General features: G+C 67.2%; 23 protein-coding genes. 14 read left to right on the top strand and 9 right to left on the bottom strand.

Going from position 1 to position 24,997, the window contains the following annotated elements; all coding sequences use genetic code 11:
* Positions 1-33 precede the first annotated feature (33 nt).
* Positions 34-528 carry an FBP domain-containing protein gene (locus CH42_RS03190; RefSeq protein ID WP_053351772.1) on the bottom strand — a complete coding sequence of 165 codons (495 nt, stop codon included), beginning with the start codon at positions 526-528 and terminating at the stop codon, positions 34-36.
* Positions 529-767: 239 nt separating this feature from the next.
* On the opposite strand from CH42_RS03190, the gene CH42_RS03185 reads away from it, so the two are divergent.
* Positions 768-2,219 (top strand): dihydrolipoyl dehydrogenase family protein, encoded by a 1,452-nt coding sequence (locus tag CH42_RS03185; protein ID WP_053351771.1) that lies wholly within the window; start codon positions 768-770, stop codon positions 2,217-2,219.
* A 69-nt stretch (positions 2,220-2,288) separates the two neighbouring features.
* Here CH42_RS03185 and CH42_RS03180 read toward each other — a convergent pair whose 3' ends face one another.
* Entirely contained in the window at positions 2,289-3,482 is a 1,194-nt protein-coding gene (locus CH42_RS03180) for an AI-2E family transporter (RefSeq protein ID WP_053351770.1), read from the bottom strand.
* Positions 3,483-3,811: 329 nt separating this feature from the next.
* On the opposite strand from CH42_RS03180, the gene CH42_RS03175 reads away from it, so the two are divergent.
* Positions 3,812-7,180, top strand: coding sequence for an Ig domain-containing protein (locus CH42_RS03175; RefSeq protein WP_053351769.1), 3,369 nt, complete (start codon positions 3,812-3,814; stop codon positions 7,178-7,180).
* 75 nt (positions 7,181-7,255) lie between these two features.
* Here the strand turns inward: CH42_RS03175 and CH42_RS03170 are convergent, their stop codons facing one another.
* From CH42_RS03170 to CH42_RS16320, 3 genes are all read right to left on the bottom strand, one after another.
* Positions 7,256-7,648 carry a VOC family protein gene (locus CH42_RS03170; protein ID WP_053351768.1) on the bottom strand — a complete coding sequence of 131 codons (393 nt, stop codon included), beginning with the start codon at positions 7,646-7,648 and terminating at the stop codon, positions 7,256-7,258.
* 3 nt (positions 7,649-7,651) lie between these two features.
* Complete coding sequence (locus CH42_RS03165) at positions 7,652-8,056, bottom strand: gamma-glutamylcyclotransferase family protein (protein ID WP_053351767.1); 405 nt, start codon at positions 8,054-8,056, stop codon at positions 7,652-7,654.
* Positions 8,057-8,273: 217 nt separating this feature from the next.
* Positions 8,274-8,408 carry a hypothetical protein gene (locus CH42_RS16320; RefSeq protein ID WP_204374520.1) on the bottom strand — a complete coding sequence of 45 codons (135 nt, stop codon included), beginning with the start codon at positions 8,406-8,408 and terminating at the stop codon, positions 8,274-8,276.
* A gap of 14 nt (positions 8,409-8,422) precedes the next feature.
* Here CH42_RS16320 and CH42_RS16315 point away from each other — a divergent pair, with 14 nt between their 5' ends.
* Positions 8,423-8,569, top strand: a complete 147-nt coding sequence (locus CH42_RS16315; protein WP_156322452.1) for a hypothetical protein — start codon at positions 8,423-8,425, stop codon at positions 8,567-8,569.
* A 263-nt stretch (positions 8,570-8,832) separates the two neighbouring features.
* Here CH42_RS16315 and CH42_RS15900 read toward each other — a convergent pair whose 3' ends face one another.
* A complete protein-coding gene (locus CH42_RS15900; RefSeq protein WP_075205219.1) occupies positions 8,833-8,952 on the bottom strand; it encodes a methionine/alanine import family NSS transporter small subunit in 120 nt (39 codons plus the stop codon).
* Positions 8,949-10,574, bottom strand: coding sequence for a sodium-dependent transporter (locus CH42_RS03160; protein WP_075205234.1), 1,626 nt, complete (start codon positions 10,572-10,574; stop codon positions 8,949-8,951). Before CH42_RS03160 ends, CH42_RS15900 begins: the two co-directional genes overlap by 4 nt.
* A gap of 293 nt (positions 10,575-10,867) precedes the next feature.
* On the opposite strand from CH42_RS03160, the gene CH42_RS03155 reads away from it, so the two are divergent.
* Genes CH42_RS03155 through CH42_RS03145 form a run of 3 tightly spaced genes read left to right on the top strand, consistent with a single transcriptional unit; the run spans position 10,868 to position 14,231 of the window.
* On the top strand, positions 10,868-12,343 hold the full coding sequence (locus CH42_RS03155) for an APC family permease (RefSeq protein WP_053351765.1): 1,476 nt from the start codon (positions 10,868-10,870) through the stop codon (positions 12,341-12,343).
* A 2-nt stretch (positions 12,344-12,345) separates the two neighbouring features.
* The gene (locus CH42_RS03150; protein ID WP_053351764.1) at positions 12,346-13,014 is read left to right on the top strand and encodes a TetR/AcrR family transcriptional regulator; all 669 of its coding nucleotides are present in this window, start codon (positions 12,346-12,348) and stop codon (positions 13,012-13,014) included.
* Entirely contained in the window at positions 13,011-14,231 is a 1,221-nt protein-coding gene (locus CH42_RS03145) for a DmpA family aminopeptidase (protein ID WP_082309268.1), read from the top strand. The genes CH42_RS03150 and CH42_RS03145 overlap by 4 nt, the downstream gene beginning before the upstream one ends.
* A gap of 6 nt (positions 14,232-14,237) precedes the next feature.
* Here CH42_RS03145 and CH42_RS03140 read toward each other — a convergent pair whose 3' ends face one another.
* Both CH42_RS03140 and CH42_RS03135 read right to left on the bottom strand, forming a co-directional pair.
* Positions 14,238-14,951, bottom strand: coding sequence for a triose-phosphate isomerase (locus tag CH42_RS03140; protein ID WP_156322451.1), 714 nt, complete (start codon positions 14,949-14,951; stop codon positions 14,238-14,240).
* Positions 14,952-14,989: 38 nt separating this feature from the next.
* Complete coding sequence (locus CH42_RS03135) at positions 14,990-15,775, bottom strand: DeoR/GlpR family DNA-binding transcription regulator (RefSeq protein ID WP_075205218.1); 786 nt, start codon at positions 15,773-15,775, stop codon at positions 14,990-14,992.
* Between the two features lie 259 nt (positions 15,776-16,034).
* Here CH42_RS03135 and CH42_RS03130 point away from each other — a divergent pair, with 259 nt between their 5' ends.
* The 8 genes from CH42_RS03130 to CH42_RS03095 all read left to right on the top strand — a co-directional run bounded on the left by CH42_RS03130 (position 16,035) and on the right by CH42_RS03095 (position 24,976).
* The gene (locus CH42_RS03130; protein WP_053351761.1) at positions 16,035-16,532 is read left to right on the top strand and encodes a secondary thiamine-phosphate synthase enzyme YjbQ; all 498 of its coding nucleotides are present in this window, start codon (positions 16,035-16,037) and stop codon (positions 16,530-16,532) included.
* A 2-nt stretch (positions 16,533-16,534) separates the two neighbouring features.
* A complete protein-coding gene (locus CH42_RS03125) occupies positions 16,535-18,025 on the top strand; it encodes an FGGY-family carbohydrate kinase (RefSeq protein WP_053351760.1) in 1,491 nt (496 codons plus the stop codon).
* 4 nt (positions 18,026-18,029) lie between these two features.
* Positions 18,030-18,836, top strand: coding sequence for a sugar phosphate isomerase/epimerase family protein (locus CH42_RS03120; protein ID WP_162231057.1), 807 nt, complete (start codon positions 18,030-18,032; stop codon positions 18,834-18,836).
* Between the two features lie 44 nt (positions 18,837-18,880).
* Positions 18,881-19,648 carry an SDR family oxidoreductase gene (locus CH42_RS03115; RefSeq protein WP_053351758.1) on the top strand — a complete coding sequence of 256 codons (768 nt, stop codon included), beginning with the start codon at positions 18,881-18,883 and terminating at the stop codon, positions 19,646-19,648.
* A 42-nt stretch (positions 19,649-19,690) separates the two neighbouring features.
* A complete protein-coding gene (locus CH42_RS03110) occupies positions 19,691-20,530 on the top strand; it encodes an ATP-binding cassette domain-containing protein (RefSeq protein WP_082309265.1) in 840 nt (279 codons plus the stop codon).
* Positions 20,527-21,570 (top strand): ABC transporter permease, encoded by a 1,044-nt coding sequence (locus CH42_RS03105; protein ID WP_053351757.1) that lies wholly within the window; start codon positions 20,527-20,529, stop codon positions 21,568-21,570. The genes CH42_RS03110 and CH42_RS03105 overlap by 4 nt, the downstream gene beginning before the upstream one ends.
* A 126-nt stretch (positions 21,571-21,696) precedes the next feature.
* A complete protein-coding gene (locus tag CH42_RS03100) occupies positions 21,697-22,722 on the top strand; it encodes a substrate-binding domain-containing protein (protein WP_053351756.1) in 1,026 nt (341 codons plus the stop codon).
* Between the two features lie 58 nt (positions 22,723-22,780).
* Positions 22,781-24,976 (top strand): N,N-dimethylformamidase beta subunit family domain-containing protein, encoded by a 2,196-nt coding sequence (locus CH42_RS03095; RefSeq protein ID WP_053351755.1) that lies wholly within the window; start codon positions 22,781-22,783, stop codon positions 24,974-24,976.
* Positions 24,977-24,997 lie beyond the last annotated feature (21 nt).

The raw sequence follows: 24,997 nt of genomic DNA, 5'->3' as shown, positions 1-24,997 counted from the left end.
GTCTCCACGCTAGACCGCGCCGACGCGCGTGCGCTACCGCCCGGTGACGAGCATGTCGGCGAAGCTCGCGACGCGATGCTGCAGGTGCTCGATGCGCCGCTGACGCTCAACGGCCATGTCGAAGCCATCGTAGGGCAGCGGCGGGTCGGTGCGCACATTCCAGGAGCACTGGAAGTTCTGGCAGATCAGGGTGCCGACGGTGTTACCGCGACGGCCTGACTCCCCCGCGCGGCGCGCGGCGAAGAACACGACCTCGTTGATGAGGCGCGTATCGCGGCACCATTCGCAGATCTGGCGTCGCTGCGGCGAGGCGTCGGCCTGTCGCAGCATGATGCCGGTCGGGGCGCCATCGAAGGCAGGCAGCACGACGTAGGCGCGTTTGGCGAACTTGGGGTCGTGCCAGCCGAGGTAGTCGAACTGCGACCAATCACGGGTGTCGAGATCGTCGGGCAGCCCCGCGACGGTCGACTCTTTGCGAGACGCGTTGATAAAGCTTGATCGGATGACGGGTGCGGTGAGTGCGAGCATGATGATGCCCTTTCGTACGTGATGAATCTGGGCCTGGGTTCGCGTCAGGCGCCGAGGGCGGAAGAACCGCCGCCGACCTCCTGACGCCCGAGGGCCGCTGATTCTGCGTACTGCACCCCTCCACGGTAACACCGCACAATGGGTGCCGGATCGCCGCGACCGTCGATAGACTCCGGCCTATCGGCGGTCAGCGCCCGCGCACCCAGCGCACGCGCGATCGCCCGTTCGAGGGGAGCACTATGCCGCAGCAGTTCGATGTCATCGTGATCGGAGCGGGCCCCGTCGGCGAGAACGTCGCCGATCGCGCCGTGCAGGGCGGGCTCAGCGTGGTGATCGTCGAGTCAGAGCTCGTCGGCGGCGAGTGCTCGTACTGGGCGTGCATGCCGTCAAAGGCGCTGCTACGCGCCGGCGAAGCGGTGCGCGCCGCTCAGGGCGTCGACGGCGCTCGCCAGGCCGTGACGGGAGCGGTCGACGCCGCGGCGGTGCTGCGGCGACGAGACTCGTTCACCAGCAACTGGGACGACTCTGGCCAGGTGCGCTGGCTCGACGGTGCGGGCATCGACCTCGTGCGCGGGCACGGCGTCATCTCGGGCGAACGTGAAGTCACCGTGACCGCCAGCGATGGCATCGAGACCGTGCTGCAGGCGCGGCACGCGGTGGTCGTGGCGACCGGGTCGGCCGCGCTGCTCCCCGACATTCCGGGCCTCGCCGAGGCGCAGCCCTGGACGAACCGCGAAGCCACCGCCGTCGAGCAGGTGCCGCGTCGCCTCGCTATCGTCGGGGGCGGTGTAGTGGCCGCCGAACTCGCGACCGCCTTCGCCACCCTCGGCGCGCAGGTCACCCTGCTCGTGCGCAGCGGCCTGCTCTCGGGGCAAGAGCCATTCGCGGGCGAACTCGTCGGCGACGCGCTTCGCGAGCTTGGGGTCGAAGTGCGCCTCGGCGTCTCGCCCACCTCGGTGTCGCGTGACGCCGACGGCATCGTGCACGTCACCACGGACGGCGGCGACGTGGTCGACGCCGACGAGATCCTGGTCGCCACCGGCCGCGTGCCCCGCACCGGCGATATCGGCCTCGATCAGCTCGGGCTCGAGCCCGGCGCGTGGCTCGACGTCGACGACACCATGCGCGTCGCGGGCACGAGCAGCGCCCACTTCGACGGCGACTGGCTGTACGCCGTCGGCGACGTCAACCACCGGGCCCTGCTCACGCACCAGGGCAAGTACCAGGCGCGCGCCGCCGGAGACGCGATCGCGGCGCGCGCGAACGGCACGGATCTGCGCGACGAGCCGTGGGGGCGCCACGTGGCGACCGCTGATCACGCGGCGGTGCCGCAGGTTACCTTCACGGATCCGCCCGTCGCCTCGGTCGGTCTCACCGCAGCCGCTGCCGAGCGCGCGGGCCTCACGACTCGCGTCGTCGACATCGAGATCGGCGGTGTGGCGGGCGCGAGTGTGCACCGCGACGGTTATCGCGGCACCGCCCGCATGGTCGTCGACGAAAGCCGCGGCGTCATCGTGGGCGTCACATTCGTCGGCCCTGACGTGCAGGAGCTGCTGCAGTCGGCCACCATCGCCGTGGTCGGCGAGGTACCGCTCGAGCGCCTCTGGCACGCGGTGCCCGCGTACCCCACGATCAGCGAGGTCTGGCTGCGGCTGCTCGAGGGCTACGGGCGGTCGAACGACGTGCTGTAGCGGGGGTGCGATCCGGCTCCATACCCAAGGCTCCGTAATTATCCTTGGGTATGGCGTCCGTGAACCCCACTATTCAGCGGGTGCGGTCGCCTCTTCGATCGGCGCCGCACCGCGTTCTTTCGGCGGCAACGTCTTCTGATCCTGCGCCGGGAACACCACCTTCTGCACGATGATGATGACCGATGCAGCGACCGGGATCGCCACCAGCGCACCGAGTACCCCGCCGAGCGCACCGCCGCCGACCGCCGCGATGACCACGAGCGAGCCGGGCACCGCGACGGCCTTGCTCATGATGCGCGGGCTGAGCACGTACGCCTCGATCTGCATGTAGACGAGGTAGTAGATGGCCGCGATGAGCGCCGTGGTCGGAGAGCTCACCAAGCAGATGACCGAGATGATCACGGAGGCCGACAGGGTACCGACGAGCGGAATCAGTGAGCCGATGAATGCGATGAGCGCGAGCAGCGCCGGCAGCGGTGCCCCGATGATGCTCAAGAAAATGAGGCTCAGAATGCCGTTGCAGAGGGCGAGACTGATTTGGCCGATGACGTAGCGACCGACCGCGCTTGACACGTCTTCGAGCAGGTCGCGAAAGCGCGGGCGCTGGTACGCCGGCACGAATCGCACCGCGAGGCGCTTCATCGCACGCATGGACGCCATGAAGTAGAGGGTGAGAATGAGCACGATGATGACACCCGTCACCCCGCCGGCGATGCCCGCACCGACCGCGACGAGCCCGCCGCCAATCTGGCCGAGGTTCGTCGGATCCTGCAAGAAGTCGAGCACGCCCGATATGGCCTGATCGAAGTTCGAGCCGAACTGGTCGGTGAGCCAGGCGTACCAGTCGCTGTGGGTGATGTCGTCAACCATGTCGGGCGCACTGTCGACCAGATTCGTGATTTGTTTCACCAGCACGGGCACGATCGCGAGCAGTATGCCGGCGAACGCAATGATCACCGCTCCCACAACCGCAGCGACCGCTGCCGGTCGCGGCAGATTGCGCTCGAAGAACGACACGATGGGGTCAAGACCCAGTGAGAGAAACAGTGCGACGCCGACGTACACGAGCACCGTGCCGAGCTGACCAATGATCGAACCGATCAGCAGCGCGACGAGCACACCGAGCGCACCGAGCAGGCCGAAGGTGAACGGATTGATGCGGGCGCTGTTGCCGAACGGGGTGTACCCCGGGGTCGACGGGGCCCGATCCCCCGTGCCATTCCCCTGTTCGTCCGCGGTATCCCGCCCGCTCCACCAGCGCATTTCGTTCCCCTCACCGCGGCACCGCACTCGGTGTCGCCTGCGGCCAGTCGACCACTTGAGGGGGGCCGGGTCAAGCGCATCGCGTTCTGAGAAATCGTGTCGTACGAGCCGGAGCACCTGCGTCGCGTGACGATTCGCGCAATCGCGTCTCGCATCGCGCACACGCCGGGTGAAACCGCGGGTGAATAACAGTGCTTGCGGTGCCGTCACCCATGCATCTCACTGCTAATTTTCACGCGGGGGACGTGAGCGATCACGAATTTCGTTGATGATTTCGGGGTCGCGCTTCGCTTCTGGTGACTCCGAGCGAGCCACTTTGGGAGTAATCGGTGAACACACTCTGGGGCGCGCCGCACGTCGGCGCGCGCAACACAAGATCGCGCGGCAGACGCTCGATCGCGATTCTGGCGGCATCGGCCGTCGCGTTCTCGGGCCTCGTACTCGGCGCGGCATCACCCGCTGCAGCCGCCGTCGAGAACGTGCAGTTCGAGACCCCAAGCAGCACGATCGTGCAGCTCGGTTCGCTTGCGAGCCGTTCGCAGCGCGGCCCGGTCGCGATCAGCGGCATCGGCCCCTACACGGTGCGCGGCACCGACGCGGTGAGCGGCGAGCCGTACGAGTTCGTCACCGACTGGAACTACCAGGCGACCAACGCTGGTTGGCAGTACGAAAGCGATGAGCGCCCCGGCAGCCAGCTGACACTGACCTCCAACACGAATGCCTCATTCCAGGGCCGCAACGGCGCACTGCAGCTCGGTTCCAACGGTGGGTGCACCGGGAGCAACTTCTTCGATGGCAAGACGACGTACTGCTCGGCTTTCGGCCCCGAGGTGTACTCGAAGCCCTTCACCGCGAGCGTCGGCCAGGCCGTGTCGTTCGACTGGGCCGCGCAGAACGTCGTCGACGACTACGAGGTCTACGCCTTCCTGGTCAAGGTTGACGGCACCGGCTTCGGCACGGCGGCCGACCACACCCTGATCGCCTACGGCCGCGGCAACACTCAGGGCTGGACGACGTCGAGCAAGAAGATTCCGGCCGACGGCACCTACCGCTTCCGCTTCGTCAACGGCACCTACGATCAGACCGGTGGCCAGGCGATCGGCTCGAACATGTATATCGCCAACGTGCTGAAGCTCGGCACCGAGAACCCGATCACCTTCGGCCAGCTCTCCGACCGTGTCGCGGCCGACGGCCAGTTGACGCTCAGCGCGACGGCACCGGCTGGCGCGGTCACCTACACCTCGACGACCACCAACATCTGCACGGTGAGCGGCTCGACCGTCAGCTTCACCGGCACGGTCGGCACCTGCCGCATCGTCGCCAATCAGGCCGGCGACGCCGACTATGTTCCCGCAGAATCCGTGACGCAGTCATTCCGCGTGCTCGCCGCGCGCACGGCTCCGGTCAACGCCGGCCTTCCCTTCGTCAACGGCACCGCTGCCGAGGGGCAGACGCTCACCGCTGACGAGGGCACCTGGCTCGATGGCGGTTCGCCGATCACCGGCACCGCTTTCCAGTGGACGCAGACCGTAGGCGGCACCACCACCTCGCTCTCGGGCGCCACCGCCGCGAGCTGCTACCTGGTCGAATCCCCGGGCAGCCAGCTTCGCGTCACCGTCACGAAAACGAACGCCATCGGCTCGACCACGTCGTCGTCGACACCGCTGAACGGGTACACCTGCGGCGCCCCTGCCGCACCGCAGTGGACCCAGCAAGCGCTCGGCACTCCGGTCGTGGGCGACGCGCTCTCGCAGACGTTTACCGCAACCGGTGTCACGAAGCCGACCTACGCGGTCACCGCCGGCACGCTGCCCGCCGGCCTGACGCTCAATGCGACGTCGGGAGTCGTAGCGGGCACGCCGACCGCTGCCGGCCCGTATGCCTTCACCTTGACCGCGACGAACCCGACCGGCTCGGCAGACCTTCTCGTCAGCGGAACCGTCAACGCGGCGCCCGGTGCGATCACCGGCGGCCCCGACGACTTCGTCGTGGGCACCGCGGTCACCGGGGCGGTCGCCGCGACCGGCACCCCGGCACCGACCTACTCGGTGTCGGCGGGCACGCTGCCCGATGGCGTCACACTCGATACGGTGTCAGGCGCACTGTCGGGAACTCCGACCGTCGCCGGGCCCTACACCTTCACCATTTCGGCGACCAATGGGGTGGGCACCGCGGCAACGCGCGAGTACACCGGCACGGTCGACCAGGCTCCGGGCTGGAACGTGACCAGCGGATGGGCACCGCGCGTGGGCGCTGAGCTCGACGTCACCTTCACCGCCGCGGGCACCCCCGCTCCGGGGTACGCCGTGGTCAACGGTTCGCTCCCGGCCGGCCTCACGCTCGACGAGGCGACGGGTCGTGTGACGGGCACCCCGACTAGGGCTGGCACGTACTCGTTCACCCTGCGTGCGACGAACACCCGCGGTGAGGCCGATCTGCTGGTCTCGGGCACCGTCGTGGAGGCTCCCGGCGCGATCACCGGCGAGCCGGGTCACTGGATCGTCGGCACCGAAGTGACCGCTACTGATGACACCGACACGCTGCACGCGACCGGCACTCCCGCCCCCGCGTACTCCGTGACCGAGGGGGCATTGCCCGCGGGCCTGAAGCTCGATCCCGCCACGGGCCTCTTCTCGGGCACTCCCACCACCCCCGGCGCGTACGACTTCGTCGTCACCGCGTCGAACGGCATCGGCGATGCGACCACGCAGCGCTTCATCGGCATCGTCGACGCTGCACCCGTGTGGAACACGCACGACGCGATCGCGCTGCAGACCGGCGTCGCGTTCTCGTCGGCGTTCACCGCGACGGGCACCCCGGCTCCGACCTACTCGGTCGCGGCAGGCACGCTGCCCGCCGGTCTCGCGCTCGACGAGACGACGGGCGAGATCACGGGCACGCCCACCGTGCCCGGCTCGTACTCGTTCTCGCTCGCCGCGTCGAACGGCATCGGCGACGATGCACTGCTCGAACTCACCGGCATCGTCACGGATGCACCCGTGTGGGTGGATACGCAGATTGGCAAGCTGCGCGTCGGTGCTGCGTTCACCGACGCAGTCGCGGCGAGCGGCACCCCCGCACCGACGTATGCGGTCACCGCAGGGTCTCTGCCTTCGGGTCTCACGTTGAACGTGCTCACCGGTGACATCACCGGCGTACCGACAGCCGCCGGCGCGTACACCTTCACGGTGACCGCGTCGAACGGCATCGGCGAGGCGATCACGCACGAGTTCTCGGGCAAGATCGTGCAGTCGCCGACGCGCCCCGGCGACGCTGGAACGCCGAAGCTGCCCGTGCTGCGCGAGGGCGAGCCGGTCTCGGTCGACCTCAGCGCGGGCATCGCATCTGATCCAAAGCCAACGTTCCGCGTGACCAGCGGGCAGTTGCCCGAGGGTCTGTCGCTCGATCCTGAAACCGGCGTTCTCAGCGGCACCCCGCTGCACCCGGGCGTCTACTCGTTCATCGTGACGGTCGACAACGGCACCGAAGAGGTGCTCACGTTCGCGTTCTCGGGCGAAGTACTCGCGGCCGCCGCCGGCGACGCCGACGCTGCGTCGGGTGCCGCAGCGAACGGGTCGCAGGGAGGCGCCGCTCTGGCGTCGACCGGCACCGAGCTGGCACCGGTCGCGCTCATCGGCGGGCTGCTGCTGCTCGCCGGTGGCGTGCTCGTCGCTCGCCGTCGCCGCCGCTCGGCTTAACGCTCGAGCGCACGCACTGCGCCCCCGGGATCCTCGCCGATCTCGGGGGCGCAGTGCGTTGCCCGCCTGACCGCCCTATTCCGCTTCGGCGACGACCTCGACTTTGAACCCGGCGGCGTTCTCGAGCCAGCCGGCGTAGTGCGCCGTGCCGCCGGCATGCGGATACCGCTCGTGATAGAGCGGGGTCCAGCCCTGCGCCGGAGCATCGAGCATGAGGGCATCAACGGCCGCCGCCGATCCTCCAAGAAAGGCGAGGTGGTTCACACCGGGTCGCCGTCGATCGTGCGGGGCTCTCGCAAGGTTCGGCGACGTCGTCAGTGTGACGTAGGCGCCGCCCGCCGACCACGTCTCGCCCTCGTCCCACTCGCTCTGCCGTGAGAACCCGACCCGCGCGAGCAACCAGCCCCGTTCGGTGCGGGCGGTCGCCAGATCGGCCACCCAGACCTCGACGTGGTGCAGCCCCGGCATCGGTCAGATCACCGCGCCGCTCGCCGCGTCATTCGCTGCGACGTACACGTACGCGTCGACGCCCGAGGCGAGTCGCACGAGCACGCGCACGTAGTCGTCGACCTCGTAGTCGTCGGTTGCGGCGAGGTCGGCATCGCTGAGCGCCAGGGCGGCGCCGGCGACCATATCGCTCGGCGATCCGGGGCGCAGAATCGGGTGCCGGTCGGAGCCCGACGCCGCAATCACCGCGGGGTCGATGATCTGCACCCACTCGAGACGCCACCCTGTCAGCGTGTCATCGACCGTCGGCACAGCACGGCCATAGAGCGTCTGCTGCACGTTGGCCTGCCGCAGAGTGCCGTACGAGAAGACGCGGTGCGGGGACGGCGCTGCTTGCCCAGGCGCGGGGGCGGATGCGTGCTCACTCACGGTGCGAGCCTAGCAACGGGCAGCGGGCGGGCGGCATGACTCTGGCCTGCACCGCCCCGCTTGAGCGGTCAATTTGGTGCTGCATAACGCGAAATAGTGCACGTAAGTGACCGATCGAGCGAGGCACTCACGATCGAGGACTCACCTCGTCGGGACGATCCGGCAGCACCCCACTCAGCACCCCGCGCACGAGCAACCACACCCCGATCGCGAGCTCCTAGAGCGCGATCGGCAGCGCGAGCAAGCCGGCGACGGGCGACACTTGATCGAGTACGCCCGCAACGGTCAGCAACGCAGACACCGTCAACACCGGCGCACCGACGAGCCCAATGATCGGAATCACCCGCGGCACGAGGCGAGCCCGCAGTGCTCGCCTACATGCGCGAGCGCTACCCGTTCATCGTGCAGATCGCGCTCGACGCCGCGCAGCACTCCGCCGCCGGGTGCGACAGCGCCCACGAGTTCGCGTTCGCGCTCGACCTCGTGCTCGACGCGGCCGAGACACCGACTTAATGGCAGTTTGGTGCGCTACAACCCCGTTTACTGCATCAAACTGACACCAAAACGCGACGGCAGCTCGGCCAGCTCGCACTGCTCGACGTGCCGCTCGATTTCCCGGCGGCGCCGTCTCAAAGCGATGCCTGAGCGAGGCTGTTCGGCGTGACCCGCAAGTTTGGTGACGGCCTTGGTGCTGTATTTCCCGAATAGCGCACCAGGGCCGTCACCAAATCTGCGCATACGGTGCGGGGTCGCGCAGTCTTGCCAGAACCCCGAGGTCAGTCGTCGCTCAATCCGCTCACGTCGGGGTGTTTGCGCAGGCGCAGGATCGCCCAGCCCAGCCCGCCCCAGAGCACCCCGAGCGAGAGCACCATCATCACGATCGCGCTCGTGGTCATCGGGTGCCTCCTGAGGTGCTGCGCGGTGCGGTGGCCTCGCGTGCATCGCGGGCTTCGGCGACCAGTTCGTTCATTTGCGTCTCCAGGTGTTCGGGTTCGTCGGGAACGAAACTGTCGATGTCTCGCCGCCGGTATCGCCGGTAACTCATAGCGAACGAGAACACGGCGAGCAGCGCGATGGCGCCCCACCCGATCACCGAGATGAACCAGGTCGGGAAGCCGCCGTACCCGTCGACGATGTAGGTCTCGACGCCGCGCACCAGAATGACGGCGAGAATCACGGGGGTGACGACCGACACCGCGATGGTCCAGACCGGCCCGAGCTTGAGCGACGAGAGCGCGTTGAGGTGGGCGCGCAGGCCCGGCACTGCGCGGAACACCCACGCGACGAGCACGAGCATCGCGACGGCAGACCCTGTGACGCCGATGTTGTTGACGAATGCGTCGAGCACATCGAGCACGTTGAGCCCTGACGTGGTGCCGAAGAGCAGCACCGACGGGATGCCCGCGGCGAGGCCCACCACGATGGCGACGCGGCGGTTCGACCAGCCGGTCTTGTCTTGCAGCGACCCGGTGACCACTTGGTAGATCGAGAGCAGTGACGTGAACCCGGCGAGCACGAGCGACCCGAAGAACAGCAGCGCCATCACGGTGCCACCCGGCATCTCGCTGAGCAGGGTCGGGAACGTCATGAACGCGAGCGCGACGCCGCTGATGCCCTCGAGGTCGTCGATATGCACGCCCTGCGTGAAGGCGAGAAAGCCGAGGGCCGCGAACACGCCGATGCCGGCGAGCATCTCGAACCCGCAGTTCGCGAAGGCGACGACGAGCCCCGACCCGGCGAGGTCGCTGCGCCGCTTCATGTATGACGAGTAGGTCAGCATGATGCCGAACGCGATCGAGAACGAGAAGAAGATGTGCCCGTAGGCCGCGAGCCACACGGCGGGGTCGGCGAGAGCCGGGAAATTGGGGGCGAAGAACTGGTTGATGCCATCCCACGCGCCGGGAAGCGTCATGGCGTAGATCACGATGATCGTGAAGACGATGACGAGCAGCGGCAGCGTGATACGGTTCGCACGGTCGAGGCCGCGGCGCAGCCCAAGCGACATGACGATGATGGCGGCGATCCACACGATCAGCAGGGTGACGAGCACCGCCGGCACGAATTCGAAGGTGACCCCGGGTTCGCTCGCGAGCTGCAGGTACTCCCCCGTGAAGAAGCCGACGGCGTCGTCGCCCCACTGGCGCCCGAAGCTGAACCACACGAAGCCGAGCGCCCACGCGATGATCACGGCGTAGTAGGTCAGGATGAGGAACGAGACCCCCACCTGCCACCAGCCGAGCGGTTCGGCCTTGCGGTTGAGGCGCTTGAACGCGAGCGGCGGCGCCGCGCGGTACTTGTGCCCGATGGCGTAGTCCAGGAAGAGGATCGGCAGCCCCGCCGTCAGAAACGCGACGAGATACGGGATGAGAAACGCGCCCCCGCCGTTTTCGTAGGCGACGCCGGGAAATCGCCAGATATTGCCCAGCCCGATGGCGGAGCTGATGGCGGCGATGATGAAGGCGCTGCGCTTGCCCCAGGTCTCGCGCTCGGGTGCTGTGGTGGTGGCTTCGGAGGTCACCACTGCAACGTTAGCAAGGCGTCACCGGCCCGCGTCAAGGCCTCGCAGGGTCGTACACGGTATTCCGGATCGCCCCGGCGGTGCACGGCCCCGCGCTCAGGGCTGCCGCCGAGAGCAGCCCATTCCGAGGCCACTGCGTCGCATGCACTGACCAAACTTGAACGCTTGCGAGCGTGATTCAGGCCTGAAAATCTCCGAGAACATTGCGATTCAGATTAAAAGTGATACAGTCGTTCAGAAATCTGCACGATGCTTCGGGATCGCCCCGTCGCCCAGAAACAAGGGAGTTTCTCGTGTCATCTGACGTTCGTACCGCGCCACCCGGCGCCCTCGCTCCGGGCAAGCTCGGCACCTTCGACATCGTCTTCTTCGTGGTGTCGGCGGCGGCTCCACTGACGGTGGCCGTGAGCTCCTCACCGCTCGCGTTTCTGGTCGGCGGAATCGGAGCCCCGGGGGCGATGCTCGCCAGCGGGCTCGTGCTGATCCTCTTTGCCGTCGGATTCACCGCGATGTCGCGCTACGTGCGCAACACCGGGGCCTTCTACGCGTACGCGGCGGCCGGGCTCGGCAAGCCCGTCGGGGTGGGCGTCGCGTTCATCACGATCGTCTCGTACGCGTTTCTCTGCATCTGCTTCTACGCGCTGCTCGGCTTCTTCGCGAACCTCACCTTCGCGCACCTCTTCGGCATTGATGTGCACTGGGCGGTGTGGTCGGTCGTGTCGGTGTGCGTGATCGGGCTGCTCGGGTACCGGCGCATCGACGTCGGCGCGAAGGTGCTCGCGGTGCTGCTGACGGCCGAGGTCACGATTCTGCTCGTCATTTCGATCGCGATCATCGTGCAGCACGGCACCGCGATCGTTCCGGCCGCCGCCGCGTCGTTCGACCCGCGCAACGTGTTTTTCGCGTCGGGGGCGAGTGCCCTCTTCGTCTTCGGATTCGGCGCGTTCCTCGGCTTCGAGGGCACCGTCATCTACGCCGAGGAGGCGAAGCAGCCGCGCCGCACGGTGCCGCGGGCGACCTACATCGCGATCGCTTTCCTCGCGGTGTTCTACGCGTTCACGTTCTTCACGCTGACCGTAGCGTTCGGTGTCGACGGCATCATGGCGCTCGCGCAGTCAGAGGACTTCGAGCAGATGATGTTCATCGCCGGCGGCAATGCGCTCGGCGCGTGGGCGGGTGTGGTCATGGAGATCCTCGTCGTCACCAGCTTCTTCGCCTGCACCCTCGCCTTCCACAACGCCTGCTCGCGCTACCTCTTCTCGCTCGGCCGCGAGCGCCTGCTGCCCGAACGGCTCGCACGCACGCACCCCCGCATGCACTCGCCGCACGTCGCGAGCCTCACGCTGACCACGCTCTCGCTCGTCGCGATTCTCGTCGCCGCGGTCTCGGGCGCCGACCCGTTTCTCGGCGTCGGCCTCTGGTGCTACGCGATCGGCGTCGCCGGCCTCGTCTTCTCGCAGGGCGTCGCCGCGGTCTCGGTGGTGGGGTTCTTCTGGAAAGATCGCCGCGGGCACGGCGTGTGGCAGGTGATCGTCGCCCCGATCCTCGGCGCCATCGGTCTGCTGAGCGCCTTTGCCGTGATCGCGACCCACTTCGACCTCGTCTCGGGGGTGCAGGGGCCGATCAACGGCGTCATGCTCGCGTGCGTGCCGGTCGTCTTCTTGGGCGGCGTGGCAGTCGCTATCGTGATGAGACGGCGCTCCCCCGAGCGCTACGCGGCGCTGACGCAGTCGGTCACCGTGATTGCCGACGACCGAACGGAGCAGTAGTCATGGCCGCAGCGAAGAGTGCCCAGCGTCGCAAAGATCTGCTCGAGGCCACCACGCGCGTGCTCAGCGAGCGCGGGCTCGCGGGCGTGAGCGTGCGCGCCGTCGCCGAGCGCGCCGAGGTGAGCGCGGGCAGCGTGCTCTACCACTTCGAAAGCTTCGACCACCTGGTCGAGACGGCGGTGCGCGGGGCGATCGAGGAGTTCATCGACCGGCGTCGCCAGTTCGCCGAGGGGCATCCGGATCCGCTCACGCGCCTGCGCCGCACCATCGAGGCGGGCATTCCCGCCACCATCAGCGACGACCTGCGCATCGTGTACGAGGCGTCGGCCGTGGTGCGCGATCAGGCGCGCTTCCGCGCCGACATGGTGCTGCTGCTCGAGCGCCAGGTCGCGCTCTACACGACCATCATCGAGGTCGGGGCGGCGCTCGGGGTGTTTCGCCCGCGCATGGACGTCGCTGCGATCGCCGCGAACCTCGTCGCGCTCGAAGACGCCTACGACCTCTACCTGCTCGACCCCGACAACTGGCAGCGCGACCGGTACCTCGCGAACACGCTGCAGTTCGCCGAAATCGCCCTCGATTGCAGCTTGAGCGATGAGGCATCCGAGTCTGCAGATGCGGGATCAGCCGCCGCCTCAGCCCCCACCCTCGACCCTCAGGAGCCGCAATGAGCGACACCGCCCCCCGCGCCGCAGGCACCGCCGCCGAACGTTCCGCTTTCGACGCTGCCGTCGATCGTGCCCCGCGCGCGCCCCGCGCCCGCGATCTCGGCATCCCGTTTGACGGCGAGCCCGGCCCGTGGAACGCCATCACCGACGTACCCGGTCTCGAGGTCGGGTACGCCACGATCGTGACCGACACCCCGCACGTGGCGCGCACGGGGGTTACGGTGATCCTGCCCCGCGGCCGCGCCGAGGCCGCACGGCCGTGCGCCGCCGGCACCGCCGTACTCAACGGCAACGGCGAGCTCACCGGGCGCAGCTGGATCGAGGAGTCGGGCCAGTTTCAGACCCCCATTGCGATCACGAACTCGCACGCCGTCGGCGCCGTGCACCGTGGGGTCGACCAGTGGCTCGCCGAGCACCACTCCGAGGCCGCCGCGCAGTGGATGCTGCCCGTCGTCGGCGAGACGTGGGACGGGTATCTGAACGAGATCAACGCCGACACCGTCACGCCCGAGCACGCGCACGCCGCGCTCGATGCCGCAGTGAGCGGACCGATCGCCGAGGGCAACGTCGGTGGCGGCACCGGCATGAACTGCTATGGGTTCAAGGGCGGCACGGGCACGGCGTCACGCGTGGTGCGAGGTGGCGCTGGTGCTGCTGGCGAAGGTGACCGCGACAGCGACCCGTCGTGGACAGTCGGCGTGCTGCTGCAGGCCAACTTCGGCTCGCGCAAGGAGCTGCGCGTCGCCGGCCGCACGCTCGGGCGGCAGTCGGCGGCACCGAACCCGATGGAGACGAGCGACTGGTTCGAACTCGAGACCGCATCGGCGGCACACGCGGTCGCCGGCGCGGGCAGCGTGATCGTGGTGGTCGCGACCGACGCTCCCCTGCTGCCCGATCAGTGCCGCGCGCTCGCTCGCCGGGTGTCGCTGGGGCTCGCCCGCACGGGCACGACGGGCAGCCATTTCTCGGGCGATATCTTCTTGGCGTTCTCGACGGCGAACCCTGATGCGCTCGGTTCGCGCATGGGCACGCCAACGGGCACGGTGGCGACGCTTGAGCATCTGAGCTGGGGTGGCATCGACGCGATCTACACGGCTGTGGTCGAGGCGACGGAGGAGGCGGTGCTCAACGCGCTCGTCGCCGCCGAAGATACGGTCGGGCGTGAGGGGCACGCGAGCTACGCGCTGCCGCATGACGAGGTGCGTGCGGCGTTCGGGTGAAACGCGTCACCGCGAGTGCTGCGCGCGCGCCGCATCGAAGCCCTTGCGCGTGGCGGCGATGAATTCCGCGGCTGCCTCCGATGGAGATGCGGCGCGAATGACACCTGACGTTGCGCCGGTCGCGTGTGCCCCCGCGCTCATGATGCGATAAGCATCGTCGGGTACCGCGACCCCGCCCGCGTGCATCATCAGGGTTTCAGGCACCACGGTCGCAGCCTCACGATTGATGGCTGCGATCCACGGGCGATCCGCGCCACCAGCCGTGCCGATGAGTTCCGGAGGTTCGTACAAGACAATGGTGGGCTGCAGTTCGAAGACGGTTCTCGCTTCGGTGTCGCTGCCTGCGCAGACCATTGTCAGCAAACCGTTGTCGTGAGCTCGCTCGACCGCTGCGGCGAGCGCCTCCGCGTCCAACGGATTGCTGTCGTGGTTGAGCATCACCCCGTGTGCCCCGGCGTCGACGAGCGATTCAGCAGTCGTGCGCCCGACACTGGCACCGAGCGACTGTACGCTCATCTCTTGGGCGAACACGAACACGTTCGGCGCGGCGCTGCTGACCCGCGAGATGAGCGCTGTCGGAACGGTCACGACGACCGAGACGCCGTGCGTCTCACCCGCGCGGCCCGCCGCCACCGCGAGTTCCACGATTTCGGCCAGCCGCATAAGGTTCTTCGGCCCGATCTCGAACATCGGTGCCGACAGCCGGCGAACCTGTGACACGGTCGCCGGCAGGGATGCTTGCTGGACGGCTGATCGACTCACGACTGCGGCTCCACGAGCACCACCGACACCGTTGCAGGCAACGCACGAACGACTTCGTCATTCGGGTCGGCGTCGGTTACGAGAACACTCACATCTTCGAGACCCGCGACGCGCGACATCAGCACCCGCCCGAGCTTCGAGTGATCGGCGACGAGCACCACACGATCCGCGCGCTCGATCGCGAGCCTCTTGCCCTGACTCTCGTCGGGGTCGTAGTCCGTGAGCCCTCGCGTCGCATGCACGCCGCTGATGCCCATCACGTAGGTATCGACGTTGTAGTGGCGCAGGTCGTCGCTCGTCGTCGCGCTGGTCGTCAACATCTCTGAGAGTTTCACCCGGCCGCCCAGCATGAATATCTCGATGTTTGGCTCTTCGGCTAGCTCGGCGACGACGAGCAGACTGCGCGTCAGCACCGTGAGCGCACGCCCGCTTCCGCGGAGGGCGTGTGCGACGGCGAGGGCGGTGCTGCCCCCGTCGATGAACACGACCTCGTCGTCCGAGAGCAACTCGACGACTGCGCGCCCGATGTGCGATTTCGTCTCGTACGCGGCCTGGCTGCGCGTCGACAGCGCGGGCTCGCGGCTCTTGGTATCGAGCAGCAGCGCGCGGCCGCCCACGAGACGCCGTACCACCCCACCGTCTTCGAGCACACCGAGATCTCGTCGAATCGTCATCTCGGAGACGCCGAAGTGCATCGCCAGGCTGTGAATGTCGACCTCTTCGCGATCGTTCATCAGCGTTTCGATCTCAGCGCGCCTGCGCTGAGGAGAGATTGCGCCCACTCGCGCCCTCCTGACGTCGCGTTCGTCCGCCGGAATCGGCGTGCATTTCCCGAGAATCTATCACAGCAATCGCAACAAATGTTACAAATTAACAAACTTCACCCCGAGGCTTGCGGTGTTGATGTGAATGAATTACATTTCACTGAAATAAGGTCACAACGAAGTTCGACTCGCATGCTGAGCAGTTCCGGGCATGGAAGCACGTTCACAGTTTGCGACTAGCCCCTCCCCGAATGCACTGCAGCAGACAGGACGCCTCATGGTCGTACTCAGCCACTCGTTCACCCTCTCGACTCCGGCCCGCCAAGACTTCTTCGACGTCACCGATCAGGTGATCAGCTTCGTCGAATCTTCGGGTGTGGCCGACGGCATGCTGTACGCCTTCACGCCGCACACAAGTTGCTGCGTGTTGATTCAAGAGGAATCAGAAGACGTCACCTATTACGGCACGCAATTGCTGCTGCAAGACACACTCAACGTGTTTGCGAAGATCGTGCCGCCCACCCGCCATGAGGGGCAATACCTGCATCCCGGGCCGATTCACATCAAGAACGCCGCGGAACTGCGCAACGAGCATCCATCGTGGGGGCTCAATACCGACGGGCACATCGTCTCCTCGGTGCTGGGGCGCTCCGAGGCAGTTCCCGTTGCTCAGGGCACGCCGGTTCTGGGCGAGTTCGGGCGCGTGTACTTCGGTGATCTCGACGCGGTGCGTGAGCGCGAGCGCACCGTGGTGCTGACGTTGATGGGCGAATAACGATGCTGGTCTATGCGGTCGATCTGGGCACGACGAACCTGAAGGTCGTGCTGTACGACGAGCGCGCCCGTCAGCTCGCAGTGTCACGGAGGCCGATGGACTATCGGCGCGACGGCAGCACGGTCGAGTTCGATCCCGAAGCCGTCTTCGATACGGTGCTCGCGCTCATCACTGAATGCGCCCGCCAAGCTGGGCCACCCGCAGATAGCCGGGCGGCGATCTCGCTCACCGGCCAGGCCGAGGCAACCGTGCTCACCGGTGCCGACGATCGCAGCCTGGTGCCGGGCCTCTCGTGGATGGATGAACGCGCCACCCAGGAGGCAGAGGAGATTGCCGCACGGTTTTCCGCTGCTGAGGCCTTCGCCATCACCGGGCAACCGGAAGCATCGGCGACGTGGCCGGCGGCCAAACTTCGCTGGTTCGCGAAGCACCGGCCGGAGGTGCTCCGCACAACGCGGCGCGTGCTGATGATCAAGGACTACGTGCTGCTGCGCCTCACGGGTTCGACTGTCGGCGAAGAGACGACTCGCGGCTTCACCTACTGGACCGATGTGCGCGAGGGCGCGTACTGGGGCGAGATGTTGACCTTCTGCGGTGTCGACCCCGATCAGCTGCCCCCGATCGTGCCGGCGGGCACCGACATCGGACCGGTGCTTCCCGAAGTCGTCGCTCATCTGCCGGCGGCCACTTCGTACACCGTCAATGCAGGGGCCCTCGATCACTTCAGCGCGCTGCTCGGGCTGGGCGCCTACGACGCGGGCACCGTGGGGGTGTCCGCCGGCACCGTGCTCGCACTGTCGCGGCTCGCAACAGACTGGACGTTCGATGCCCAGCATCGCGTCTCGTTCCACGCCGGGCTTCGCTCTGACGACATTGTGCAGTTCAGCTGCGCCGACAGCGGCGGCATCTCGCTCGAGTGGTTTCGCGAACGCATCGCGGGCGGGATCAGCTACGGCGATCTCGAGCCGCAGCTCTCGTCTCGAGACCGCACTGACGCTCCGCTCTTCCTTCCGTACCTGACCGGAATCAATCCGCCTGATTTCAACTCAGATGCGCGCGGCGCCTTCGTCGATCTGCAGGTGCAGCACGACCGTGCAGATCTCGCGTTTGCCGTCATGGAGGGCGTCGCACACCTGCTCCGACGCAATATCGAGGATCTCGCTGTCGACGGCCAGACCATTGATCGCATGGTGAGCGCGGGCGGCGGCACATCATCCGATTTCTGGAACCAGCTGAAAGCGGACGCCTGCGGCATCACGCTCGCTGTCGCCGAAGAACCTGAAGACGCCTGCCGCGGCGCCGCACTGCTCGCGCTCGTCGCGGCCGGTTATACACCCGCAATCGACGCCCTCACGAGTTTCTCGACCCCGAACGTCCGCTCGTTCGTGCCATCCGATTCGGCGCATCGTTCACAGCGGTACGAGCAATTCGAGGCCGCACTCGGCTGCCTCTACCCGCAGAACCTTCCCCACCATGCCTCACGCGAAAGTTGAACCCATGTTGCTCTCTTGCTCCACCCCGATGCTCCCCAGCGCGACGCTGACGACTCAGGCCGAGTCGCTGCGCGACTGGGGCTACGATGCGATCGCGGTGTTCCAGCCGATTGAACTGTGGAATTCCGATGTGCATCAGGAACTCCGGGATCTCGAGTCGCGCACGGGGGTGCGCCCGGTCGAGTTCGTGCTCGTCGGCGATATCTACGGCAACGCGATGTCGCCCGACGCCGCGCTGCGCGAGCAGTGCCGCGACATGTACCGCCGTGCTGCCGACGTGTGCGCCGAGCTCAGCCTGGTCACCGAAATCGAGTACGAGTACGGACCTCAGAACCCGATGCCTCTCTTCGACCCCTATCAGCAGCCTGCCGACGCAGAAGCCGAAGAATTCACCGCCTTCTACCGTGAACTGCTCGATCGAGTGTCAGGATCCGATGCGGCGATCCTGCTTGAACCACTGAATCGCTATGAGAGCCGATACCTCAATTCGGTCAGCGACAATCTGGCTGTGCTCCAGCAGGTCGCGCACCCGAACGCGGGGCTGCTGCCCGACACGTTCCACATGTCGATCGAAGAGGCGAGTGTGCCAGCATCCCTGCGCGCAGCGGGCGACCAGGTGCGTCATGTGCATCTCGGCGACAGCAATCGCCTGCTGCCCGGTAGCGGCGCGCTCGACTGGACCGAGATCTTCGGGGCGCTCCGCGACATCGACTACACCGGTGCCATCAACCTTGAGTGCTCGACCGAAGGCGATCCGGCGCACACCCTGCCGCGCACCGCGTCACGGCTGCGCGACCTCATCGCCGCATAACCCCCGCATCTCTCCCCGAATCCCACCCTCCGAAGGAGCCATTCATGAACATCGACCTTGCCGGCCGCGTCGCCGTCGTCACCGGAGGCGGGCGCGGCATCGGCCTCGCCGTCGCCCGCGCACTCGCCGCAGAAGGCACTGATATCGCCTTGCTCGACCTGCTGGATACCGTCGAAGAGACCGCCGCGCAGATTGCTCAGGAGTTCGGTGTGCGCGCGATCGGGCACCGTCTCGACGTCACTGATCAAGCGGCGACGCGGGCGGCCTTCGCACTCATCACTGAACGCCTCGGCGTTCCCCGTGTGCTGCTCACCGCCGCCGGCATCGAGATCAACGGCGACTCCGTCGACGTGACGGCCGAGCAGTGGCGCAAGGTGATCGATGTGAACCTCACCGGCACTTTCTTCTCGACGCAAGCGTTTGGCGAGACCCTACTGCGAGCGGGCCAGACCGGCAGCGCGATCCTCATCTCGTCGATGTCGGGGTCGATCGTCAATGTGCCCCAGTGGGCGGCCTCGTACAACTCGTCGAAGGCGGCCGTCGCTCACTTGGCGAAATCGCTCGCCGTCGAGTGGGCGGCATCGGGCATCCGCGTGAACGCGGTTGCCCCCGGCTACGTGCTCACCGACCTGACGCGTCAGATCATCGAGCGCGAGCCCTCGCTTGAGGCCGAGTGGGTGTCGCTTATTCCCCAGGGCCGCATGGCGACGCCCGAAGACGTGGCAGGTCTCGTCGTCTTCCTCGCATCAGACGTGTCGAGCTACATGACCGCTCAACAGGTCACCATCGACGGCGGCTACACCGCGGTCTGAGCAATCACCTTCGCTTCGGCGAGCAGAAAGGACACACGTTCGATGAGTACTGAATCCACTCACGCAGCAGCGGCATCGACGCTGTCGCCACCCGAGGGCACCGCGCTCAGTGCGCGCGGGATCCGCGTCTCGTATGGGCACGTACACGCACTGCGCGGCGCCGACTTCGACTGCCGTCCGGGCGAGGTCACCGCGCTCATCGGCGACAACGGCGCCGGCAAGTCGACCCTTGTCAAAGTGCTGTCGGGGGCTCTCGCACCCAACGACGGCCAGGTGTTCGTCGCCGGGCAGCCGTTCCGTGCGAACGGACCTACGGATGCGCAGGCCGCAGGCATCGAGACCGTCTGGCAAGACCTCGCGCTCGCACCCGATATGGGTCCGGTCGCGAACATGTTTCTCGGGCGCGAAGTGCGTCGCAAGGGGCTGCTCGGCAAGCTCGGCTTCCTCGACAATCGCGCGATGGCCGAGGTGGCCCGAAGCGAATTCGCTCAGCTCGGCGTGACCGCTGACCCGCGCCGCGGGTCGGTGAGCGACATGTCTGGTGGTCAACGCCAGGGCGTGGCCGTCGCACGGGCGGTGAGCTGGGCGCGCAGCGTGGTGCTGCTCGACGAGCCGACGGCGGCGCTCGGCGTTGTGCAAACCCGCGGTGTGCTCGACATGGTCAAACGCGTGGCCGATCGCGGGCTCGCGGTCGTGCTGATCAGCCACAACATGAGCGATGTGCTCAGCGTCGCCGACCGTATCGAGGTGCTCCGCCTCGGCCAACGTGTGGCGAGCTACACCCGCAGCGAGGCGAGTCTCGAACTCCTGGTCTCGACCATGACGGGCGGCAGCCCAATCCCGACCTCCCCCGACTCCGCAGAGAAGCGAGCAGAATCATGACCTCCCTCGACACGATGGGCGCCCCCGTACCCACCCAGCAGCCGATCACCTGGCGAGACCGCATCGATCGTGCCTGGCAGCATCCCCTTTTCGTCGTCACGTGCGCGCTCATCCTGCTCGTCGTCGTATTCGCCATCGTCAACGGCGCACCGTTTCTCGGCGCCGCCAACGTGCGCAACATGTTCTTGGCCGGCTCAATCATGCTCGTGCTCGCCGTGGGCGTCACGTATGTGATCGTCACCGCCGGCTTCGATCTGTCAGTCGGTTCGGTGCTCGTCTTCTCGGGCGTCGTCAGCATGATCGTGATGCAACGCATGGGCGGTGACGGCTGGGGCACGGCGCTCGTCGGGCTCGGGGTCGCGATCGCGAGTGGCCTGGTGCTGGGGTGGATCAACGGCCTCCTCGTCGCCTACGCCGACCTCAACCCGATCATCGTGACGCTCGGTATGTTCGGCGCAGCCCTCGGCATGGCGCAGGTGTTCACCGGCGGGCAAGACCTCAGCGGCATGCCGACGGTGATGTCGCAGTTCGGTGTCGGGCGTCTCGTCGGAGTGCCGTGGGTCGTGATCATCGCGGCCGCAGTGGCCATCGTCGCTGCGATCGCTCTGCACTCGACCGCCTTTGGCCGGCACACCTACGCGATCGGTTCGAACAAAGAGGCTGCCGTTCGCGCGGGCATCCCCGTCAAGCGTCATCTCGCCGTGATCTACGGACTATCGGGGTTGCTCGCCGGTCTCGCAGGCTGGCTCTCGCTCTCGGTCTACGGCACCACCAACATTTCGGGCCACTCGCTCGATGCGCTCACCGCGGCGACAGCGGCGATTCTCGGCGGCGCAAGCCTCTTCGGTGGCGTCGGCACGATAGCGGGCACCGCTCTCGGCAACGCTATTCCGGTCGTGCTCGCCAGCGGCCTGGTGATCGCCGGCCTCCAGAGCTTCTGGCAGCAGGTCGTCACGGGTGCCGTGCTCGTCGGGGCACTGTATCTCGATCGCCTGCGGCGCCTGCGCAGTGTGCGCCGATCAAGCGCTGCTCCCGCGTGACCGGGCGGCTCGTCGTCGCGCCGCGCTGATCCCGACCCGTTCCTTTCCCGCTCCACTCCGTTTTCTCCTACCCCGTTTTCGCACCACCCCACTTCCGCACCACCCCGCACCCACGACAGAGGAGTCATGATGCACCCCACCGTTCCGCGCCACCGGCGCACACTCTTTGCTCTCGCAGCCTCAGCACTGCTGATCGCCCCACTCGCCGCCTGCTCGAGCGACTCGGGCGGTTCTGAGGCCGCGGGCGGTGGTTCAGACGACGCCGTCACCGGCGCCACGGTCAGCATCGCCGGCCCGCAGTCGGGCGATCCGTACTACTCGCAGGTGGCCTGCGGCGCCCAAGCCGCGGGCAAGAAGCTCGGTATGGAGGTCGGTGAGCTTCAGGCCCCGCAGAACCAGAACCAGGCGCAGCTGACAACCATTGTGCAGAACATGCTGACGAAGGCGCCCGACGCGCTCATCTACACCCCCGCCGACCCGGTGGCGGGCGCGATCCCGATTCAAAATGCGCGCGCAGACGGTGTGACCGTGATCGATGTCGACGCGCAACTCGAAGACGAAGAGCTGTACGACTCGTTCGTCGCTTCGAATCACTACGAGGGCGCGAAAGAGATCACGAAGCACCTCGCCGAGATGATCGGCGGCAAGGGGCAGATCGCGGCGATCGGTTCACTCGCGACGAACCCCATTACGCAGGCGCGCATCGCAGGTTTCGAGGACGCCCTGAAGGAGTACCCCGACATCGAGGTCGTCTCGATTTCATACCCCGAAATCGCCGCCGATGTGATTCAGGCCAACGCCGCATCAACGCTCGTGAAGTACCCCGAACTCAAAGCGTTCTACACGACCAACTACCTGAACTCCACCGGTGCCGCGGTCGCGCTGCGCAACGCAGACCTCGTGGGCGACGTGAAGATGGTCAGCTGGGATGCCGGCGCCCCGAACGTCGAGCTGCTACAGGAGGGCGTGCTGCAGGCAACCGTGGCCCAGCAGCCGTTCGCGATGGGCGAGCTGGCGATCGAGCAGATCGCGGCGCACCTGAAGGGTGAAGAGACTGAGAAGACGGTCGACGCTCCGGTCGAGATTCTCACGAGCGACGACGTCGATACGCCCGAGGGCCAGAAGCTCTGGTACAAGACCGAGTGCAGCTGATCTGATCGACTCGAGACCGCCGCACCGCCACACCGCGCACCCGTAGAAGGAGACCCACATGACGCTGACCGGATACCTCAACACGCTCTCGGCTGAGCCGGGCGAGCTCGTCGATCTCAAGATCAGCGCGAGTGCCGAAACCGTGGAGCTTGCGCTGGTGCGCTTACGGCACGGCGACGACAACCCGAACGGACCCGGTCGGCGCATCGACGCGGTTGCGGGGTTCGAGCCGCGCACGGTACCCGGCGGTCTGCGCAATACCTATCTCGGGTCCTGCGTCGTGGTGCCCCAGCTGCCGGCGACTCCGGTCGGGGGTCTCGCGCTGCAGATCACGCTGCAGCCGACGACGCCGACGCTGGGCCGCGAGCAGGGCCTGTTCTCCCTGCTCGCGGCCGACGGCAGCGTGGCACTGGCCGCGGCGATCGATGCGAACGGCGCCGTGACGGTGAGTGAACGCGACGGCGTTGGCGCGACGCTCGCGGTGCCCTGGCGGCGAGGCAGTTGGTACCGTCTCGACGTCGAGGTGTCAGGCGAGGGCGGCCTGGTCGCGCGATGCACCGAACTGCGTGACCGTCGCGAACGAGAGAGTGTCGAGAGTGCGCCGGTGCCGCTCTCAGCCGATGCCACCGCGGTCGAGGTCGCGTCGGCGGTCATCGCCGCAGTGGGGTGTGAGCGCGCCGGATCGCAGTGGGTGCCCGACCGCACCTTCAATGGCAAGCTCGAGCACCCGGTGGTCGCGCACATCAGTGCCGGCGGCGAGCGCTCGATCGTCGCCGAATGGCGCTTCGAGCACGAGATAGGCGGTGCGCAGTGCATCGACGTGGGGCCGCACGCGTCGCACGGCACCATCATCAACGCACCGTTGCGTGCCGCAACCGGGTCGACCTGGACGCACGAGGAGATCGACTTCACCAAGGTGCCCGATCAGTACGGCGCGATCCACTTCCACGACGACGACCTCGACGATGCCGGCTGGCCGACGAGTCTGCAGTTCGCAGTGCCCGAAGGGATCGAATCGGGGGTCTATGCAGTCGAGCTGCGGGCCACGGGCAAGGTGGATCACGTGCCGTTCGTCGTGCGCCCCAAGGCGAGCGGGCCGCGCGCACGCATCGCCGTGCTGCTGCCCACCTTCACCTACATCGCCTACGGCAACGAGCGCATGGTGACGCGTCTCGATTTCGAGGGCGACCAGATGAGCGATCACCCCATTCACCCGGGTCACCGCGATCTCGAACTCGCCGAACACCCGGAGTGGGGGCTCAGCATGTACGACGTGCACTCCGATGGCAGCACCTGCTCGTACTCCACCCACCTGCGGCCGATCCCAAATCTCAGGCCCGACTACCGCGCCTGGCTGCAAGATGCCCCGCGTCACCTCAGCGCAGATCTCTATCTCGTGGATTGGCTCATGGAGCAGGGGCTCGTATTCGACGTGCTGACCGACCACGATGTGCACCGCGACGGCGCCGATCTGCTCACCGAGTACGACATCGTGATCACAGGCAGTCACCCCGAGTACGTGAGCGGCCGCATGCTCGACGCGTTCGACGCGCTCGGCGAGGCGGGCGGTTCGCTCATGTATCTCGGTGGCAATGGGTTCTACTGGGTGACCAGTCAAGATCGGGATCGCCCGCACCTGCTCGAGATTCGGCGAGGTGCGGCAGGCACGCGCCCTTCGGAGGGCGCTCCCGGCCAGGGCCATCACAGCACCACCGGCGAGCCCGGCGGGTTGTGGCGCGGTCGGGGCCGTTGGCCGAATGCGCTGACCGGCATCGGCATGACGGCGCAGGGTTGGGATTCGAAGGCGCCCGGGTTCCGCCCTGCCGAGAACCTGCCCGAGGGCTTCGAGTTCGTCTTCGCGGGTATCACCGACGAGGTCATTGGTGAGTTCGGGCTCATTATGAATGGGTCGTCGGGTGACGAGATCGATCGCTTCGACCCCGAGCGCGGCAGTCCGCCTGAAACGGTGGTGCTTGCGAGCTCGACCGGACACAGCGACTTCTACCTGCTCGCGGGCGAAGACGTGCTCGCCTCGCGGGCAGGTCTCGGTGGTTCGGAGTGCGACGACGTGCGGTCAGACATGACGTGGCTCGACAAGCCCGGCGGGGGCGCGGTCTTCAGCGTGGGGTCGATCTGCTTCACCGGCTCGCTTTCGCACAACAACTACGACAACAGTGTGTCGACGGTGATCGGCAATGTGATCGGCGAGATGCTGCGCCGCAGTTCATGGAGGCGCGACGCGGTTCCGCGGTAGTGGCAGTTGGTGCGGCGCGCG

Source organism: Leucobacter musarum subsp. musarum, from assembly GCF_001273845.1.
Classification (GTDB): Bacteria; Actinomycetota; Actinomycetes; order Actinomycetales; family Microbacteriaceae; genus Leucobacter; species Leucobacter musarum.
The sequence above is the reverse complement of the archived record's forward strand: the minus strand, read 5'-3'. Positions and strand labels throughout refer to the sequence as shown.

Coding starts and splice junctions, on each gene's coding strand:
- CH42_RS03120 (WP_162231057.1), top strand. CDS start 18,030: ATGTTGCTCTCTTGCTCCACCCCGATGCTCCCCAGCGCGACGCTGACG.
- CH42_RS03190 (WP_053351772.1), bottom strand. CDS start 528: ATGCTCGCACTCACCGCACCCGTCATCCGATCAAGCTTTATCAACGCG.
- CH42_RS03150 (WP_053351764.1), top strand. CDS start 12,346: ATGGCCGCAGCGAAGAGTGCCCAGCGTCGCAAAGATCTGCTCGAGGCC.
- CH42_RS03185 (WP_053351771.1), top strand. CDS start 768: ATGCCGCAGCAGTTCGATGTCATCGTGATCGGAGCGGGCCCCGTCGGC.
- CH42_RS03115 (WP_053351758.1), top strand. CDS start 18,881: ATGAACATCGACCTTGCCGGCCGCGTCGCCGTCGTCACCGGAGGCGGG.
- CH42_RS03145 (WP_082309268.1), top strand. CDS start 13,011: ATGAGCGACACCGCCCCCCGCGCCGCAGGCACCGCCGCCGAACGTTCC.
- CH42_RS03110 (WP_082309265.1), top strand. CDS start 19,691: ATGAGTACTGAATCCACTCACGCAGCAGCGGCATCGACGCTGTCGCCA.
- CH42_RS03105 (WP_053351757.1), top strand. CDS start 20,527: ATGACCTCCCTCGACACGATGGGCGCCCCCGTACCCACCCAGCAGCCG.
- CH42_RS03095 (WP_053351755.1), top strand. CDS start 22,781: ATGACGCTGACCGGATACCTCAACACGCTCTCGGCTGAGCCGGGCGAG.
- CH42_RS03180 (WP_053351770.1), bottom strand. CDS start 3,482: ATGCGCTGGTGGAGCGGGCGGGATACCGCGGACGAACAGGGGAATGGC.
- CH42_RS03170 (WP_053351768.1), bottom strand. CDS start 7,648: ATGCCGGGGCTGCACCACGTCGAGGTCTGGGTGGCCGATCTGGCGACC.
- CH42_RS15900 (WP_075205219.1), bottom strand. CDS start 8,952: ATGACCACGAGCGCGATCGTGATGATGGTGCTCTCGCTCGGGGTGCTC.
- CH42_RS03125 (WP_053351760.1), top strand. CDS start 16,535: ATGCTGGTCTATGCGGTCGATCTGGGCACGACGAACCTGAAGGTCGTG.
- CH42_RS03100 (WP_053351756.1), top strand. CDS start 21,697: ATGATGCACCCCACCGTTCCGCGCCACCGGCGCACACTCTTTGCTCTC.
- CH42_RS03130 (WP_053351761.1), top strand. CDS start 16,035: ATGGTCGTACTCAGCCACTCGTTCACCCTCTCGACTCCGGCCCGCCAA.